This window comes from Sphingopyxis sp. SCN 67-31 (assembly GCF_001725095.1).
Genome location: NZ_MEFH01000057.1, coordinates 41754 through 59352, shown reverse-complemented (window position 1 = coordinate 59352; position 17599 = coordinate 41754). Strand labels below are relative to the sequence as shown.

Sequence of the window (17599 nt, the reverse complement as noted above, 5' to 3'; positions counted from 1 at the left end):
CCCGTGACGAAGGTTCTGTTCAATGATGAAAATTGCGCGCTTGTCGGCCTTTACGGTGCTGATCGCATCGGGCGCCGCGCCTGTCTGCGCCCAGACGTCCGGATCGGCGGCGTCGCCCTTGTTCATCCCTGCCGGCTTGCCGGCCCTGGTTCCCGAAATCATACCCAAGCCGCTGCCCGATCCGATCCGCGCGATGATCGAGGCGGCGCTGGAAGGCGGCAAGAAAAGCGAGGTGGAGACGGTGGTGTCGCTAGCCAAGGCGACCAACCCGCGTTCGATCGGCGACATCGACGCGATCCTCGCGGCCTATGAGGCGCGGCGGAGCGGGGGATTGCAGGCCGACCCCGACCCGGTGCGAGAGATGCTGGCCGCCGCGATGGCGAGCAAGAAGGATGGCGACGTCGAGGCGGTCGGCAAGCTCGCCAAGGCGACCAGCCCCCAGAAGGAGGGCGAGATCGACGCGCTGCTGACCGACTATCGCGCCCGCCGCGCCGCGGAAAAGAAAGCGGCGGCCGATGCGGCGCGCGCCAAGCTCGCGGCCGCGAAATTCTGGGAAAACTGGAAGGGCGAGGGACAGATCGGCGCCACCATCGCCACCGGCAACACGCGCTCGAAGGGGCTCAGCGCCGGGGTGGCGCTGGCGCGCAAGGGGATCGACTGGAACCACAAATTCCGCGCCCAGGCCGATTATCAGCGCACCAACGGCCGAACCTCGGTCGAACGCTTCCTCGTCGAGGTGGAGCCGCAGTACCGCGTCAGCAACCGGGCCTTCGCCTACGGGCTCGGCCGCTGGGAACAGGATCGCATCCTCGGCTATGACACGCGCTGGAACCTGTCGGCCGGGCTCGGTTACAAGCTGGTCGACCGCAAGACGCTGTCGCTGAGCGTGAAGGGCGGCCCGGCGTGGCGCGAGGTCGATTTCGTCAGCGGCCTTCGCGACAGCGAACTCACGGGGCTCGCGGGGCTCGATTTCGGCTGGCAGATGTCGCCGACGCTGCGCCTGACGCAGACCGCTTCGACGGTCGTCGGCAGCAATACGGTGACGACCAGCTCGCTCACCGCGCTCAACGCCAAGCTGACCGGCGCGCTGTCGGCGCGCATCGCCTATTCGGCGGATATCGACACCCACCCGCCGGCCGGCGTTCGCGAAGTCGACACGCTGACCCGCTTCACCCTCGTCTATGGTTTTTGAGGCGAGGGGTCAGTCGAACACCGAAGTCCCGCCGATCCGGCTTCCGTCTTCGAGCAGGCCGGCGCCGGGGACATGGTTGAACTCGATGCGGATGCCGTCGGGGTCCTCGAACAGGATCGAATAATAGCCCGGGGCCCAGGGCTCATCCCGCGGTTCGTGGACGATGACGATGTCGCCGCGATCCTTCAGGAAGCCGTGGAGGCGGTCGATCGCATCGCGGTCGCGCATCCGGAAGCAGGCATGGTGCAGCCCGGGCGCGCCCTGGTCGAAGCGCCGGCCGGCATGTTCGGCGCTGCCGGCGCGGATCCCGATCGCGGTGCGCCCGCCGACGCCATAGAGCATCGCGTCGCTGTCGAGCACCAGCTTGAGTTCCAGATAGCGGATCAGGTCGCGCCAGAACGCCGTCGAGCGCGCGAAGTCGCCCGCGGTCAGGATGACGTGCGCGACACCGTTGAGGTCGGACATGGCGGCGGGCCTATCTGATCGCGGCGAGCGTGTAGAGGAACTCGGCATAGCCGATCGCGGCATCGACGATCCCGGCGACCTTGGGGTTGGTCGAATCGATCAGATAATATTCGTCCGGCGCATGCGCACCCGATCCGTGGCCGATGCCGAAATGCCCGGCGGGGATCGAGACCGGCGGCGCAGTGAAGGTTGCGCCCGGCCAGCTTCCCGCCAGCCGCGCATTGATGTTCGCCTGTACTCCCAGTCGCTTGTAGGTCGCGAGTTCGGCGCGGATCAGCCGGCTGTTCTCGTCGGTCTCGGTCGGGTCATAGCCGCCCGAAACGTTCATCTCGACATCGCCGAAGCCATGCTTGTCGAGGTGCGCGCGCAGCTTCTTCTCGGCCTCGGCGCGCGTCTGGTCGGGGACGAGGCGCAGGTCCAGCTTGGCGACCGCGCGTCCCGGCAGGATCGTCTTGCCGCCCGGCCCGGTATACCCCGCGACCAGCCCCTCGATATTGACCGTCGGCTCCTGCGCAAGGCGGATCAGCGCATCCTCATAGGGCAGGTCGTCGATCCAGTGCTGCACGCTGAGCATCTGCTTCTGCTGCGCTTCGTCGAGATGCTTCGCCGCTTCGCGGATCAGCGATTTCTCGCGGTCGGTGAGCGGGCGGACATTCTCGAACCACCCTTCGATCGCCGGGGTGTTGCCGTCGGGCGTGACGAGGGTGTTGAGCGCCGCGACCAGCCGCCATGCCGGCGAATCGACCATCGCCTTCAGGCTCGAATGGACGTCGCCCTTCGGCCCGCGCCCCCATGTCTCGCCGCTCGCGACCAGTTCGAGTTCGATCACCCCCTTCGATCCCAGATTGACAGCGACATTGCCGTTCCGGTCCTGCCAGCTCGCCGGGATGAAGATGCCGTCGCATTTGCGCAGCGCGGCGAGGATGTTGGGCCGGGTCGCGATCTGGCGGAAATGCGGCGAGCCGATCTCCTCCTCGCCCTCGCAGACGAGGACGATATTCACCGGCAGCTTCGCCCTGGCGGCGCGGATCGCGTGGAGCGCGGCGAGGAAGGTCGCCTCCGGCCCCTTCTGGTTCGTGGCGCCGCGCCCGACCATCGACAGGCCGAAACCCGGCTTGTCGACGAGCTTGCCCTCAAGCGGCGGCGAGGTCCATTCGGCGGGGTCGAACTGCTTGACGTCGTACATGAAATAGATGCCGAGCGTACGCGGCGCGCCGACGTCGATGGTGCCGAACACGCCGGGCTGGCCGTCGGTCGGGACGATCTCGACATTGGTGAAGCCCGCGTCCTTCGCCAACTCGGCCATATAGGCCGCGCCTTCCGGCATGTTGCGGTTCTCAGCGGCGATCGAGGGCAGGGCGATCCACTCGCGCAGCCGCTGGACCGACGCTTCCTTGCCCGCCTCGGCCGCCTTGCGGATCGCCGCCATCGGGCCGTCGGCGGCGAGCGTCGGCAGCGGCCGCATCAGCATCGCCCCCGCGCCGAGCATCGCGGTGCCGCGAATCAGCTCGCGACGATTCCATCCTTCGGTGGCGTGAAAATCCATGATACGTCCCCTGCTTTTCGTTGCAGGGCGGAGTGTTGGGCAAATCGGCTTGCATGGCAAGGCCGCGCGCTCCCGCGCTTCGGCCGCGTCATTCGCTTTCGGCGATCCTGTTGGCGACGACGTCGGGAAGCAGCGTCTCGAACCGCGATAGCGCCTCCGCGCCCAGCGCCCCGATCGCATCGACCAGCGTCAGGATGTCGGGGCGGCTCTCCCCGGCGCGGACCGCCAGATAATGCCCGCGCGCGCTCTGCATCATCGGGACCGGCAGGGCGCGCAGGCTCCCGTCATGGAGGGCGTCCGCCGCCATCGGGACCCGCAGCAGGATGACGCCGAACCCCTGGCGCGCCGCCTCGACCGCCACGTCATGGTCCAGAAACTGCCGCCTGGACCCCAAGGCGGCCTGCGGCGCGCCGACCAGTCGGCCCCATCTCCGCCAGTCGGCGCTGTCGCCGTCGATCAGCAGCGGTTGCTGCATCATGTCGCGGGCAGCGATGCCCGCCAGTTCGGCCGCCAGATCGGGCGCGGCGGCCGGAACCACAAGGTCGGGAAAGAGCGGATGGACATCGACGCCGGGCCAGGACCCCAGCCCGTACCGCACGGCGATATCCATGTCGCGGGCCTCGACCTGCGCCAGGCGATATTCGGGAAGCAACTCGACATGCCGTCCGGGCACGACGGCCTCCAGATGCCGCAGGCGCGGCATCAGCCACAGCCGCACCATCGACGGCAGCGCGGAGATGCGCAGCGCGCCCCGATCGCGGCGGCTGATCAGTTCGGATCGCAGCGCCTCGATCGCGGCCAGCGACCGTTCGGCGCGGCGCAGGAATATCGTTCCCTGCGCAGTGGGTACGACACCCCGGCCCCCTCGCTCGAAAACCGGCGCGCCGAGCCATTGTTCGAGCGACTGGATCCGGCGGCTGACGGCACCGTGGGTCAGCCCGAGCCGTTCGGCGGCGGCGGCCATCGACCCCGTTCGGGCGGCCTCGATCGCGGCGATGAGCGCTTCGGAAGAGGGGATGTTGAGCAAGGATCGGGTCCGGCACGGAAGGAAGGATATGTGATTTTCACGCAAGGGAGCATGGCGATCGGCGATCTGGCTCGTCGATCGCCCCTGCCATAGCAGCTTCGCGATTGCAGGAGAAATGCCATGTTCCAGCCGACGGGGCTCACGCCCGTGTCCTTCGAAAGTTGCGAAGCCATCGCCATCGGTCCGGGCTGCACCCGCCGCGACCTGCCGTCGCGTCCCGGCGTGCGCGTCTGGATCGTCGAAATGGCCCCGGGTAGCGAATGGCCGCGCGTCGACCGTCATGGGGAAGGCGGCGAGGATGTCTTCGTCCTCGACGGCGAAGTCATCGAAGGCGACGAGCGGTTCGGCGTCGGCACCTATCTTCATTTCGATCCCGACAGTCGGCATCGACCCCGAACCGAAACGGGCGTCCGCCTGATCGGGTTCAACCTCCTGTGACGCGGCTTCTTTCCCGCGGCGACGGCACGAGCCGCAGGCAAGTGCTCGGCGGCGGCATCGCGGCGGCGGCAGTCGCGCTGGTGAGCGGCAAGGCTGCGTACGCCGAGACGGTGCCGACGCTGCGAATCCGGCGTCTGGCGTGGGCGGGTATCCGCCTCCAGCTTCCGAAGGCGACGCTGTTCGTCGATCCGCTGATCGACCCCGCGGTCTGGGGTTCCACGCTGCCCGACGAACTGATCGGCGTCGACGATGCGGTCGGCGACAGCGTCGTTCTTGTCACCCATCGCCATTCGGACCATGCCGACCCGGCCGCCATCGCCGCCGCCCTCGCTCATGGCGGCACGCTGGCCTATGCCGCCGGCACGCCGCCTTTCGGCGGCCTGCCCGACCGTGTGCGCCAGCGGCCCTGTCCCCTGTGGGAACCGCAGTTACTGGGCGATTTCACCGCGACGCCGGTTCCGGCCTCCGACGGCTATGGCGATCTGCAGGTGTCGTGGGTCGTTTCGGGCGGCGGCCGCCGGATATTCCACGGCGGCGACACGATGATGCACGGCGGCTGGTGGCGCGTGGGACGGCAGTTCGGCCGGTTCGACGCCGCGTTCCTGCCGGTGAACGGCGCGGCCTTTTCCTTTCGGCAGCCGACGACCGAAGAGCCTGCGGTCCTGACGCCGAAACAGGCGATCGCCGCGGCCACCATTCTGGGCGCGGAGCGGATCGTTCCGATCCATTACGGCATCGCCGGCGCCGAAGGCTATGCCGAGATGCCCGACCTTCTCGACTCGCTGCGCGGCGCCAGCAAGCCCGGCGGACCGCGCGTGGCGATCCTGAAACCGGGCGAATGGCTCGACTGGCAAGGCTGAGCGCCGCTACGGGCGCTGGAGGGGCTGCTGCCCTAGGCCTTTTCCAGCAATCGCTCGTCCTTGATCCGCTTCTGCCACACCAGCGGCGCGTTGACGTGGACGTTCTGACCCTCGCTGTCGACCGCGACGGTGACGGGGAAGTCCTTCACCTCGAATTCGTAGATCGCCTCCATGCCGAGGTCGCCGAAGCCGACGACCTTGCTGCCCTTGATCGCGCGCGAAACGAGATAGGCGGCGCCGCCGACCGCCATCAGATAGGCGCTCTTGTGCTTCGCGATCGCATTTGTCGCGGCGGGACCGCGCTCGGCCTTGCCGACGCAGGCGAGCAGGCCCTGTTCGAGCATCATGTCCATGAACTTGTCCATGCGCGTCGCGGTCGTCGGGCCGGCGGGGCCGACGATCTCTTCGCCGACCGGATCGACCGGGCCGACATAATAGATGACGCGGCCCTTGAACTCGACGGGCAGCTCCTCGCCTTTCGCCAGCATGTCGGCGATGCGCTTGTGCGCGGCATCGCGGCCTGTGAGCATCTTGCCATTGAGCAGGATGCGGTCGCCCTGCTTCCAGCTTGCGACGACTTCGGGCGTCAGCGTGTCGAGGTCGACGCGCTTCGCCGCGCTGTCGGGCGCCCAGTCGATCTGCGGATAATCGGCGAGCACCGGCGGTTCGAGGAAGGCCGGGCCGCTGCCGTCGAGCGTCACATGCGCGTGGCGCGTCGCGGCGCAATTGGGGATCATCGCGATCGGCTTCGACGCGGCGTGGGTCGGCCAGTCCCTGATCTTGACATCGAGCACGGTCGCGAGGCCGCCGAGCCCCTGTGCGCCGATGCCCAGCGCATTGACCTTTTCATACAGCTCGACGCGCAGCTCCTCGATCGGCGACGACGGCCCGCGCGCGAGCAGTTCGGTCATGTCGATCGGGTCCATCAGCGACTGTTTGGCGAGCAGCATCGCCTTTTCGGCGGTGCCGCCGATCCCGATGCCCAGCATGCCGGGCGGGCACCAGCCGGCGCCCATCTGCGGCACCATGTCGAGCACCCAGTCGACGATCGAGTCGCTGGGGTTCAGCATCTTGAACTTCGACTTGTTCTCGCTGCCGCCGCCCTTCGCCGCGACGTCGATGTGGACCTTGTCGCCCGGCACCATCTCGACGTTCAGGACCGACGGCGTGTTGTCCTTGGTGTTGACGCGGCTGAACGCCGGGTCGGCGAGGATCGAGGCGCGCAGCTTGTTGTCGGGATGCAGATAGGCGCGGCGCACCCCCTCATCGACCACCTGCTGCAGGCTGCGTGGGGACTCGAGACGGCAGTCCATGCCCCATTTGATGAACACGGTGACGATGCCGGTGTCCTGGCAGATCGGCCGATGCCCCTCGGCGCACATCCGGCTGTTCGACAGAATCTGCGCCATCGCGTCCTTCGCGGCGGGCGACACCTCGCGCTGATAAGCCGCGCCGAGCGCGCGAATATAGTCCATCGGGTGGAAATAACTGATATATTGCAGCGCGTCGGCGATCGTCTCGATCAGGTCGTCCTCGCGGATGATGACGGTGTTCATTCGGTGCAGCCTTCTTGTCCGTGTTTCGGATTCGGGGTTTCCCTAAGGCGCGATCGGCGGGAATTGCAATATGCGTGTCCGCGCGAAGCCGGGGACACGGAGCGTCGGGAAGCTCTCCGGGCGGGGGCGTATATCGGCTTTGCGGTATTCCCCGTCACCCCGGATCAAGTCGGCATATATTTGCTGCAGGCAAGTAAGGAGTTGTTCCCCGACGAAAGCCGGGGTCCAGATGGCACAGCACTACTCCGCGTGGACCCCGGCTTTCGCCGGGGAGCGGTTACTTGTCGAAAAGGGATAATCGCCGATCAATCCGGGGGTGACGGCGCAAGCGGTCTGCGCCCGATCAGCGTCCCGTCACTGGCACTCGGCGCACTTGCCGCGCACCTCGATTACCGGGCGTTCGGCGGCGAAGCCCGTCGCCTCCGCGGCGGCGCGGACTTCGTCCGACAGCCGGTCGTTGTCGACGTGCACCGCGGCGCCGCACTGGTCGCAGATCAGGAAGATGCAGTCGTGCAGGCAGCCGGGATGGCTGTTCGCGACGAAGGCGTTGGCGCTTTCGACGCGGCGGACGAGGTTGTTGGCGACGAACAGGTCGAGGATGCGATAGACGCTGTTCGGTGCCACCCGGCGCCCACGCTTCTGCGAGACGATGTCGGCGATTTCATAGGCGCTCGCGGGCTTGCCGATTTCGGCGACCGCATCGAAGATCTGCGCGCGCATGTCGGTCCACGCCTCGCCCGCCTTTTCGAGCGCGTCGCGGGCCGCCTGCGCGAGCGGAACGCCGCTCGCCTCGATATGCGCGTGATCATGCTTGCCCATCGCTTGTCCTCGGCGCGCGGCCTCGGTCCGCCGCGCCTTTGCAATGTAGGCCTTTAGGGGAGAGGTCGCAAGCCGCGGGCGGCGTCAGTGGGTCGCGCGGCGGTTGAGGTCGTGGCCGAGCGCGACGATCGCGACGCCCGCCATCGTCGCCAGTATCTCGCTGCCGTCGTGCGGCCGCGACAGCGCGCCCGCCATCATGCCGAGCCCGAAGCTGCCCACCGCGAACGGCATCATATAGCCGTGGCTGAGCACCCCGGCGACGAGCGTGACCAGCGCGAAGCCGATCGCGACGATCAGCCCGATTTCGTGGAACAGATGATTCTCGAGTACCCCGCTGACCGAGGCGATCGAAGCGAAGACGATGGTGCTTGCCAGGCAGTGGACGAGGCAGAGCCCCGACAGGCCCATCGCCAACTGGTCGCCCGAAAGCGAGGTCAACGGCCGCGAATCGCGCGCAGCCCGAACGATGGCGCCGAGGCGCATCAGCAGGGGGGCATGGCTGGCGACGTCCGTCACCCGATTCTCCGTTGGTCAAGCGTGCAGCGGGGATATGGCATAACATGAAGGAGGTTACAACATAACATTGCAGGGCGCCCGTCGCGCAGTCCGTGAACGCCGCCGTCCCTCATCGTTCGTCATGCCGAAACAAGCCCAGCATGACGGAGGTGCAAAACAGGTGCTGATCCTCCCCGCGCCACGGCACCTCGGCCGCGTTTCACCCCATGGCCTCGGCGCGCAGCGCCTTCCTGTCGAGTTTGCCGATCATCGTCTTGGGCAGGCTCTCGCGCACCTCGACCGCGCTTACCCGCTCATGCTTGCCGAGCTGGGGATTGAGCCAGGCGGCGAGCGCGTCGCCCGATGCCGCATATCCGTCCTCCAGCGTCACGAACGCCTTGGGCACTTCGCCGCGATAGGCGTCGGGCACCCCGAGCACGATCGCCTCCTTGACCGCGGGATGCTGATAGAGCTTGTGCTCGATCTCGCTGGGATAGACCTTGAAGCCGCCGACCGCGATCATGTCCTTCAACCGGTCGACGATGCGGATATAGCCGTCGGCGTCGATCGTCGCGACGTCGCCGGTGCGCAGCCAGCCGTCGGAGGTGAAGCTGTCCTTGTCGGCGTCGGGCCGGTTCCAGTAGCCGCGCATGATCTGCGGCCCCTTGACCGCGAGTTCGCCCGGCTCGTCCGCAGGGGCGTCGCGCGTCGGGTCCTCCTTGTCGAGCAGGCGAATGTGCGTCGCGGGGATCGGCTGGCCGATGGTGCCGGCCTTGACCGGGCCTTCATAGGGGTTGGTCGAGACGACGCCGGAGCTTTCGGTGAGGCCATAGCCTTCGACCAGCGACGCGCCGGTCGCGGCGACGAACTTGTCCCGGAGTTCGGCCGGCATCGGCGCGCCGCCGGAGATGCAGATGCGCAACGATGAAAAATCGGTCCTCGCCAGGTCGGGGTGGTCGAGCAGCGCCTGGTACATCGTCGGCACGCCGGGCAGCGCGGTCGCTTTCGTCCGCGTGATCGCCTGCAACGTCTGCTTGGCGTCGAAGCGCGGCAGCATCGCGATCATCCCGCCGTTGAGCACGGTGCGGTTGAGCACCGCGGTGTTGGCGAAGACATGGAAGAAGGGCAGCACGCCCAGGATGCGGTCGTCGGCGTCGCGGTCGGGGTCGATGCTGTTCACCTGCCGCGCGTTGGCGGTCAGATTCTGGTGCGTCAGCATCGCGCCCTTGGGCGTGCCGGTGGTGCCGCCGGTATATTGGATCAGCGCGATATCCTGTTCGGGGTCGATCGTCGCCGGGTCGGCGCGCCCGTCGTTGTCGACGAGGGCGGAAAAGCGGATCACGCGCGGGTCGTCGGGCAGCGGCGCGGTCTCCCGCCGCCGGAACAGCCGATAGAGCACCGACTTGGCGGCGGGCAGCCCGCCCGCCACCGATCCGACGACCAGCCGCTTGAGGCTCGATCCGTCGAGCACCGCGAGCGCGGTCGGCAGCAGCGCCGCGGCGCTGACGGTGAACAGCGTGTCGGTCGCCGAATCCTCGACCTGCGCTTCCAGTTCGGCGACGGTGTAGAGCGGGGAGAAATTGACCACCGTCGCGCCCGCCGCGAGCGCGCCGTAATAGGCGGCGACATAGTGCGGGACATTGGGCAGGAACAGGCCGACGCGGCTGCCCTTGCCGATCCCGCGCTGCTGCAGGCCGCGCGCGACGCGGGCGACGCCGCGCGCCACCTCGGCATAGCTGAACCGGCGCCCCATGAAATCGAGCATCGGCGCATCGCCCCTGCGCGCGACGCTTTCGGCGAGCATCGCGGGCAGCGAAAGCGGTGGAAAGCTCTGGTTCCAGTCGGTCGGGTGACGATAGGCTTGCGACCAGTCAAAGGGGGTATTCATCGGGCCGCGTCATCCTCTCTCTCGCCGGTTACTGACATTGCTTTAAGCAGCAAAGACGCGCCATCGCAATCTTGCGGCGCGGCGGCGCGGCGGCTAGGCAGGAGCATCGCCATCGTCAGAGGATCGTCATGCCGCACCCGTCGTCGCATCTCGCCGCGCTGATCGCCGCTCTCGGCCTCGCCGCGGCCACGCCGGCCGTCGCCAAGGACAAGGCGCCGCCGCCGCGCCCCGCGCAGATCGATGCGCTGTTCGGCTGCCGGGCGATAGCCGATCCGACCGAGCGACTGGCCTGTTTCGACCGCGAGGTCGGCGGGCTCGCCGCCGCCGACGCGAACCGCGATATCACCTTCGCCGACAAGGCGACGATGAAGGAGACGCGGCGCGGCTTGTTCGGTTTTCACCTTCCGGCGCTGGGTGGCATCTTCGGCGGCGACGAGGATCAGATCAAGGAAATCGAAACGACGATCCGATCGGTCAGCGTCGACCGATCGGGCAAATATACGCTGGTGATGGACGACGATGCCGTGTGGACGCAGATCGATACCGCCAGCCTGGGCCGCGATCCCAAGCCGGGACAGAAGGTGAAGATCAAGGCCGCGTCGATGGGCAGCTATTTCGCCACCGTCAACGGCGGCCGCATGATCCGTATGAAACGCGACCGCTGATCGCGCCGACGGGTCGCGACGGCAGGTTGACGGCAATGGCGGCGATTTCCGTGCCGGACATTCCGGTGCCGTCTGCGGGCTGCGCGCCCTTCGTGCTGCTCGACGATGCGCGCGTCGCGGGTGCAGCGGCGGCGCGATTGTTCCGCGATCCGGTCGACCTGCTCGTCGTGCACCGGGCGGAGGCGGTTCCGGCGCTGCTCGACGCGCTCGACGACGCGCGGGCGCGCGGTTTGTTCGCGGCGGGTTATCTCGCTTATGAGGCCGGGCGCGGACTGGCGCCGGCGTGGCGCGGCGCGGTGGGCGAAACCGCCGGCGACCGGCCGCTCGGCTGGTTCGGGCTTTTCGAGCGGGTCGAGCGGATCGACGCCGACGCGGTGCCGGCGCTGCTTCCCGATCCCGGCGCCAGCTGGGTCGGTCCGCCCGTGCCGCGGCTGTCGCGCGAAGCCTATCTGGCCGCGGCCCGGCGCGTGCTCGACTTCATCCGTGCCGGCGACATCTATCAGGCCAATCTGACCTTTCGCGCCGACGTGCCGGTGCACGGAAACCCGCTTGCCGCATACGCCCGGCTGCGCCGCTCTGCGCGCGCCGGCTATGGCGGTTTCGTCTGGACCGGCGAGCAGGCGATCGCGTCGCTGTCGCCCGAACTCTTCTTCGCGCTGCGCGGCGGGCAGGTGATGGCGCGTCCGATGAAGGGCACGGCCGCGCGCCGCCCCGATGCGGACGCCGACGCGCGCGCGCGCCGCGACCTAGCGGAGGATCCGAAGCAGCGCGCCGAAAATCTGATGATCGTCGATCTGATCCGCAACGACCTGTCGCGCGTCGCCGCGCCGGGTTCGGTCGCGGTACCCGACCTGTTCCGGGTCGAAAGCTTTCCGACGATCCACCAGCTCGTCTCCGACGTCGCCGCGCGGCTGCCCGACGGTGTCGGCGCGACCGACGTGCTGCGCGCCGCCTTTCCCTGCGGGTCGATCACCGGCGCGCCGAAGGTTCGGGCGATGGAGATCATCGACGCGCTGGAAAGCGACGCGCGCGGGGTCTATACCGGGTCGCTCGGCTTCATCGAGCCTGGCGGCGATGCCGCCTTCAACGTCGCGATCCGCACGCTGGTCTTTCCGCCGGCGGACGGGTTGCGCGCGGGTGCCATGTGCGTCACGCTGGGGCTGGGATCGGGAATCGTCGCCGACAGTCGCGCGCCGGAGGAGTGGCGCGAATGTCTGGCCAAGGGGGAATTTGTGGCCGCAGCGGGGGACAGTTTCGATCTTCTGGAAACCATGCAGTTCGATCCGGTCGACGGCGTCCAGCGGCTCGAGGGGCACCTCGCGCGGCTGAAGGCGAGCGCCGAGGCGCTGGGGTTCCGCTTCGACCGGCACGGCGCGCGCAACAGCCTGCAATCGGCGACCTTTCGCCTGCGCCACGCGGCGCGGGTGCGGATGCGCCTCGCGGTGTCGGGCGCGCTCGCGATCGAGGTAACGTCGCTGCCTCGACTCGCCGAACTGCCGGTGCCGGTCGCGCTGCGGCCCGCGCCGCTGGCGGCGGACGATTTCCGCCTCGCGCACAAGACCAGCCTTCGCGCGCCCTATGACGAGGCGCGCCGCGACAGCGGCGCGGCCGAGGTGGTGTTCGTCGACGAACCCGGTTTCGTCACCGAGGGGAGCTGGAGCAACGTCTTCGTCGAGCGCGACGGCGTGCTGCTGACGCCGCCGCTGGCGCTCGGGCTGCTCCCCGGGGTGCTGCGCGCCGAACTGATCGAAAAGGGGCGGGCGGTCGAATCGCACCTGCGCGCCGCCGACCTCGAAGGCGGCTTTTTCCTCGGCAATTCGCTGCGTGGGCTGGTCCCGGCGCGGCTGGCCGCGGCAGCGGATCGTCGATAGCCGCGGCTTCGCCCCGCATAGGGAAATTATCCGGCTCCCGGCTTGCGCATTGCGGGCGAAGGCTTTAGGCGCGGCCCCGCGCAATTTCCTGTTCCTTCGCCCTGTTTCCTTCGCCCTGTCTCCCGCGCTGTTCGAGGACGTGTTTTCATGACGCTGAAGCCGCATCTTTCCGCCGCCCTGGGCCGCATCCAGCCTTCGGCTACGCTCGCGATGACCGCGCGCGTGACCCGGCTGAAAGCCGAGGGTGTCGACGTGATCGGCCTGTCGGCGGGCGAGCCCGATTTCGACACGCCCGACTTCGTCAAGGAGGCGGCGATCGCCGCGATCCGCGCGGGCCAGACCAAATATACGCTGGTCGACGGCACCGTCGCGCTCAAGGAGGCGATCCGCGGCAAGTTCCGCCGCGACAACGGCCTCGACTACGGCCTTGACCAGATCACGGTCAACGTCGGCGGCAAGCATACGCTGTTCAACGCGCTCGTCGCGACGGTCGACGCGGGCGACGAGGTGGTGATCCCCGCGCCCTACTGGGTCAGCTATCCCGACATCGTCGCCTTCGCAGGCGGCACGCCGGTGTTCATCGCGGCGTCGGCGGCGCAGCATTACAAGATCACCCCCGCGCAGCTCGACCAGGCGATCACGCCGAAGACGCGCTGGGTCATCTTCAACTCGCCGTCGAACCCGTCGGGCGCCGCCTATTCGCCCGAGGAACTCGACGCGATCGGCGAGGTGATCCGCCGCCACCCGCAGGTGATGGTGATGTGCGACGACATGTACGAGCATGTCTGGTACGCCGATTTCGCCTTCTCGACGCTGGCGCAGCGCTGCCCCGACCTGATCGACCGCATCCTGACCGTCAACGGCTGTTCGAAGGCCTATGCGATGACCGGCTGGCGCATCGGGTTCGCGGGCGGTCCCGCCTGGCTGATCAAGGCGATCGGCAAGCTGCAGTCGCAATCGACGTCGAACCCCTGTTCGATCGCGCAGGCGGCGGCGGCGGCGGCGCTCGGCGGGCCGCAGCAGTTCCTCGACGACCGCAACGCCGCCTTCCGCAAGCGCCGCGACATGGTCGTGGCGATGCTCAACGACGCGCCGGGGCTGAACTGCCCGGTCCCCGACGGCGCCTTCTATGTCTATCCCGACGCGAGCGGCTGCATCGGCAAGAAGACGCCCTCGGGCCATGTGATCGACAGCGACGAAGCGCTGATCGACTATTTCCTCGACAGCGCGCGCGTCGCGGCGGTGCATGGCGGCGCGTTCGGCCTGTCGCCGGCGTTCCGCGTCTCCTATGCGACGTCGGAGGCGGTGCTCAAGGAGGCGTGCGTCCGCATCCAGCAGGCCTGCGCCGCGCTGAGCTGACCCGCGCCGCGCCGGCGCACTCGGCCGTGAACCGCGGGCGAATGTCCGGTTCACGCCTTGCTAACCCTGTCGCGCTACGGTGACGCCCGTCACTGCACGGCCGGCCGGGGGCGCACCATAACGTCGGTGAAACAACGAAGAACAGACCGACGACGGAACAAGACAAAGAGGCTCCCATGATTTCGATTCTCCGCTCCGACTGGTTCCTGAAGCTGATGGCCGGATTCACGGTCGGCGGGCTTTACGTGATGTTCCAGCAACCGGCGCTGGCGTTCGCGCTCTGACGCCGCGCCGCCGCACCCCCGCGGCACCGGAATTGCCTTCGCCGCTCTTGTGCGGATGATCCCCACTCCCCGGATCGGACGGGTTCCGCCGCTTGTCGCGGCAGACGAATCGTTCGTCGCAAATCGCTGGCGAGTCCGGCGCCCGTGCGGGACGAACGGTCCCGGCCAACGGGTCGGGATGATAGAGGGTCGCAGTCGCGGGGTTTGAATGAAGGTTCAGTTTTCGGGCAGGTCGCTGCTCGGCATGACAATCGGCTCGGTCCTGCTCGCCGGATGCGTGAGCAGCACCGCGCTGGTGCCGCCGCCGCGCCAGCAGCAGCAGACCGCGCACGGCGAAGCGGGCGCCGTCACCGTCCCGATCGGTCCGCCGGTCCGCCCGTCGGCCGCGCCGCCGCCGCCGCGCGGCACGCTCGATCCCGGTTTCCGCCGCCCGCCGCCCGGTCTCGACGATCGCATCGCCTCGCTGTGGCGTGCCTTTCCCGGCAAGACGGGGATTGCGATCCAGCGCGTCGACGGCGAATGGGCGCTGGCGCAGCGCGGCGGCGACCTGTTCCCGCAACAGAGCGTGTCGAAGCTGTGGGTGGCGCTGACGGTGCTCGATGCGGTCGACGCCGGCCGGATCAGCCTCGACCAGATGGTCCGCATCGGGCCCGAGGACCTGACCCTGTTCCATCAGCCGCTCGCCGCGCGCGTCCGCGCCGAGGGGGCGGTGACGATGAGCGTGCGCGATCTCATCGAAACCGCGATCACGCACAGCGACAATACCGCGAACGATAGCCTGCTGCGCACCGTCGGCGGGCCGAAGGCGGTGCGCGCCTTCATCGCCGACAAGGGGCTGGGCGCGATCCGCTTCGGCCCCGGCGAACGGCTGTTGCAGAGCGCGACCGCCGGGCTGAGCTGGCAGCAGAGCTATTCGGTCGGCCGCAATTTCCAGGCCGCGCGCTCGGCGCTGCCGGCCGCGAAGCGCCGGACGGCGATGGACAATTATCTGGCCGACCCGATCGACGGCGCCAGCCCCGCCGCGATCGCCAGCGCGCTGACGCGGCTCGCGCGCGGGACCTTGCTGTCGCCGGCCTCGACCGAATATCTGCTCGGCGTGATGAGCCGCACCCGCAGCGGCCCGAAACGGTTGAAGGCGGGGTTGCCGGACGGCTGGCAGTTCCTGCACAAGACGGGGACCGGGCAGGACCTGAACGGCATGACCGCCGGTTACAACGACATCGGCATCGCGACGGCCCCCGACGGCACGCGCTATGCGATCGTCGTGATGTTGGGCAACACCACCGCATCGATCCCCGCGCGCATGGCGCTGATGCAGGCGGTGTCGGGCGCCGTCGCCGAATTCCACGGACGATAGCTCCGCTCGATACGAGCGGGGGACGGACCGGACAGGCGCACGATGCCGGGGGGGCGTGCGAATAGCGTTTGGGCGGCGGGAATTTTCGACTATGGGCCGCGCATGAAAAGCTGCTCCGTCCTTCCCCTTCTCGTCCTGTCGCTGGCGCTCGCGGGCTGCGCGACGCCCGAGACGCGGCTGCGCACCGGGCTGCGCGACGCGGGTCTGTCGCAGGCGATGGCGATGTGCATGGCCGACCGCATGGTCGACCGGCTGTCGCTGGTCCAGCTTCGCCGCCTGTCCGCCCTCGGCAGCCTCCGCGACAAGCGCGTGACCGACCTGTCGCTCGACCAGTTCCTGCACAAGGTGCGCGCGCTGAAGGATGCCGAGATACTGGCGGTGACGACCAGCTCGGCGGCGGTCTGCGCGCTGCGCTGACGACCCGGCCCGCTTTCGGTGCGCCAAGAATTTCTGGACGTGGCAGGGGTAGCCTTGCCGCGCAACTTGTGCTTATGCGGCCGCGATCATCTCCTCTTCCAGAGTCGAAAGGGCCGGCAGATCCCATGAACATCCACGAATATCAGGCAAAAGAGCTGCTCGCGAAATTTGGTGTCGCGGTTCCCGCGGGCATCCCCGCGATGAGCGTCGAAGAAGCCGTCGCGGCGGCGAAGCAGCTTCCGGGGCCGCTCTATGTCGTGAAGGCACAGATTCATGCCGGCGGCCGCGGCAAGGGCAAGTTCAAGGAACTCGGCCCCGACGCGAAGGGCGGCGTCCGCCTCGCCAAGACGATCGAAGAGGTCGAGGCGCATGTCAGGGACATGCTCGGCAACACGCTCGTCACCGTCCAGACGGGCGAGGCGGGCAAGCAGGTCAACCGCCTCTACATCACCGACGGTGTCGATATCGGCAAGGAATTCTACCTCGCGCTGCTCGTCGACCGCGCGACCAGCCGCATCGCGGTCGTTGCCTCGACCGAGGGCGGCATGGATATCGAGGAAGTCGCCCATTCGACCCCCGAAAAGATCCACACCATCACCATCGACCCCGCCACCGGGCTGATGCCGCACCACGGCCGCGCAGTCGCCAAGGCACTGAACCTGACCGGCGACCTCGCCAAGCAGGCGGCGAAGATTCTCGAAGGCCTCTATGCCGCTTTCCTCGGCACCGACGCCTCGCAGATCGAGATCAACCCGCTCGCCATCTGCCCGACGGCGGACGGCGACAAGCTCTATGTCCTCGATGCCAAGGTCGGCTTCGATTCGAACGCGATGTTCCGCCACAAGGACCTCGCCGAACTGCGCGACCTGACCGAAGAGGACCCGGCGGAGGTCGAGGCGAGCGAATATGACCTCGCCTACATCAAGCTCGACGGCAACATCGGCTGCATGGTCAACGGCGCCGGCCTCGCGATGGCGACGATGGACATCATCAAGCTCAACGGGGCCTTCCCGGCCAACTTCCTCGACGTCGGCGGCGGCGCCAGCAAGGAAAAGGTGACCGCGGCGTTCAAGATCATCCTCAAGGACCCGGCGGTGCAGGGCATCCTCGTCAACATCTTCGGCGGCATCATGAAGTGCGACATCATCGCCGATGGCATCGTCGCTGCGGCGAAGGAAGTGAATCTTTCCGTTCCCCTCGTCGTCCGCCTCGAAGGTACGAACGTCGAGAAGGGCAAGGAAATCCTTGCGACCAGCGGCCTGCCGATCGTTCCCGCGAACGACCTGGGCGACGCGGCGAAGAAGATCGTCGCCGAGGTCGCCAAGGCGGCGTGAGACGATTCTGCCCTCTCCCCTTCAGG

General features: G+C 68.1%; 16 protein-coding genes. 9 read left to right on the top strand and 7 right to left on the bottom strand.

Annotated elements, in window-relative coordinates:
- The first annotated feature begins 22 nt into the window (after positions 1-22).
- Entirely contained in the window at positions 23-1192 is a 1170-nt protein-coding gene (locus tag ABS88_RS10665) for a DUF481 domain-containing protein (RefSeq protein ID WP_234002461.1), read from the top strand.
- Positions 1193-1201: 9 nt separating this feature from the next.
- Here the strand turns inward: ABS88_RS10665 and ABS88_RS10660 are convergent, their stop codons facing one another.
- From ABS88_RS10660 to ABS88_RS10650, 3 genes are all read right to left on the bottom strand, one after another.
- Complete coding sequence (locus ABS88_RS10660) at positions 1202-1657, bottom strand: VOC family protein (RefSeq protein ID WP_076076608.1); 456 nt, start codon at positions 1655-1657, stop codon at positions 1202-1204.
- 10 nt (positions 1658-1667) lie between these two features.
- Complete coding sequence (locus ABS88_RS10655; protein ID WP_076076606.1) at positions 1668-3203, bottom strand: M20/M25/M40 family metallo-hydrolase; 1536 nt, start codon at positions 3201-3203, stop codon at positions 1668-1670.
- Between the two features lie 88 nt (positions 3204-3291).
- The gene (locus tag ABS88_RS10650; protein WP_076076605.1) at positions 3292-4230 is read right to left on the bottom strand and encodes a LysR family transcriptional regulator; all 939 of its coding nucleotides are present in this window, start codon (positions 4228-4230) and stop codon (positions 3292-3294) included.
- A 120-nt stretch (positions 4231-4350) separates the two neighbouring features.
- Here ABS88_RS10650 and ABS88_RS10645 point away from each other — a divergent pair, with 120 nt between their 5' ends.
- On the top strand, positions 4351-4668 hold the full coding sequence (locus ABS88_RS10645; RefSeq protein ID WP_076076603.1) for a cupin domain-containing protein: 318 nt from the start codon (positions 4351-4353) through the stop codon (positions 4666-4668).
- Positions 4665-5528, top strand: coding sequence for an MBL fold metallo-hydrolase (locus ABS88_RS10640; RefSeq protein WP_076076602.1), 864 nt, complete (start codon positions 4665-4667; stop codon positions 5526-5528). The genes ABS88_RS10645 and ABS88_RS10640 overlap by 4 nt, the downstream gene beginning before the upstream one ends.
- 32 nt (positions 5529-5560) lie before the next feature.
- Here ABS88_RS10640 and ABS88_RS10635 read toward each other — a convergent pair whose 3' ends face one another.
- The 4 genes from ABS88_RS10635 to ABS88_RS10620 form a co-directional block, all read right to left on the bottom strand.
- The gene (locus ABS88_RS10635; protein WP_104959827.1) at positions 5561-7084 is read right to left on the bottom strand and encodes a fumarate hydratase; all 1524 of its coding nucleotides are present in this window, start codon (positions 7082-7084) and stop codon (positions 5561-5563) included.
- A gap of 354 nt (positions 7085-7438) precedes the next feature.
- Entirely contained in the window at positions 7439-7903 is a 465-nt protein-coding gene (locus ABS88_RS10630; protein WP_067108473.1) for a Fur family transcriptional regulator, read from the bottom strand.
- 84 nt (positions 7904-7987) lie between these two features.
- Positions 7988-8419, bottom strand: coding sequence for a MerC domain-containing protein (locus ABS88_RS10625; RefSeq protein WP_234002460.1), 432 nt, complete (start codon positions 8417-8419; stop codon positions 7988-7990).
- A 199-nt stretch (positions 8420-8618) separates the two neighbouring features.
- Positions 8619-10286 (bottom strand): long-chain-fatty-acid--CoA ligase, encoded by a 1668-nt coding sequence (locus ABS88_RS10620; RefSeq protein ID WP_076076599.1) that lies wholly within the window; start codon positions 10284-10286, stop codon positions 8619-8621.
- Between the two features lie 128 nt (positions 10287-10414).
- Here ABS88_RS10620 and ABS88_RS10615 point away from each other — a divergent pair, with 128 nt between their 5' ends.
- The 6 genes from ABS88_RS10615 (at position 10415) to sucC (ending at position 17573) form a co-directional block, all read left to right on the top strand.
- Positions 10415-10951 carry a hypothetical protein gene (locus ABS88_RS10615; protein ID WP_104959826.1) on the top strand — a complete coding sequence of 179 codons (537 nt, stop codon included), beginning with the start codon at positions 10415-10417 and terminating at the stop codon, positions 10949-10951.
- A 35-nt stretch (positions 10952-10986) separates the two neighbouring features.
- Positions 10987-12822 carry an aminodeoxychorismate synthase component I gene (pabB, locus tag ABS88_RS10610; RefSeq protein WP_199775006.1) on the top strand — a complete coding sequence of 612 codons (1836 nt, stop codon included), beginning with the start codon at positions 10987-10989 and terminating at the stop codon, positions 12820-12822.
- Between the two features lie 147 nt (positions 12823-12969).
- Positions 12970-14181 (top strand): pyridoxal phosphate-dependent aminotransferase, encoded by a 1212-nt coding sequence (locus tag ABS88_RS10605; protein WP_076076597.1) that lies wholly within the window; start codon positions 12970-12972, stop codon positions 14179-14181.
- A 492-nt stretch (positions 14182-14673) separates the two neighbouring features.
- Positions 14674-15822, top strand: a complete 1149-nt coding sequence (gene bla / locus ABS88_RS10600) for a class A beta-lactamase (RefSeq protein ID WP_104959825.1) — start codon at positions 14674-14676, stop codon at positions 15820-15822.
- A 102-nt stretch (positions 15823-15924) separates the two neighbouring features.
- Positions 15925-16239, top strand: a complete 315-nt coding sequence (locus tag ABS88_RS10595; protein ID WP_067108483.1) for a hypothetical protein — start codon at positions 15925-15927, stop codon at positions 16237-16239.
- Positions 16240-16364: 125 nt separating this feature from the next.
- Complete coding sequence (gene sucC, locus ABS88_RS10590; RefSeq protein WP_076076594.1) at positions 16365-17573, top strand: ADP-forming succinate--CoA ligase subunit beta; 1209 nt, start codon at positions 16365-16367, stop codon at positions 17571-17573.
- Positions 17574-17599 lie beyond the last annotated feature (26 nt).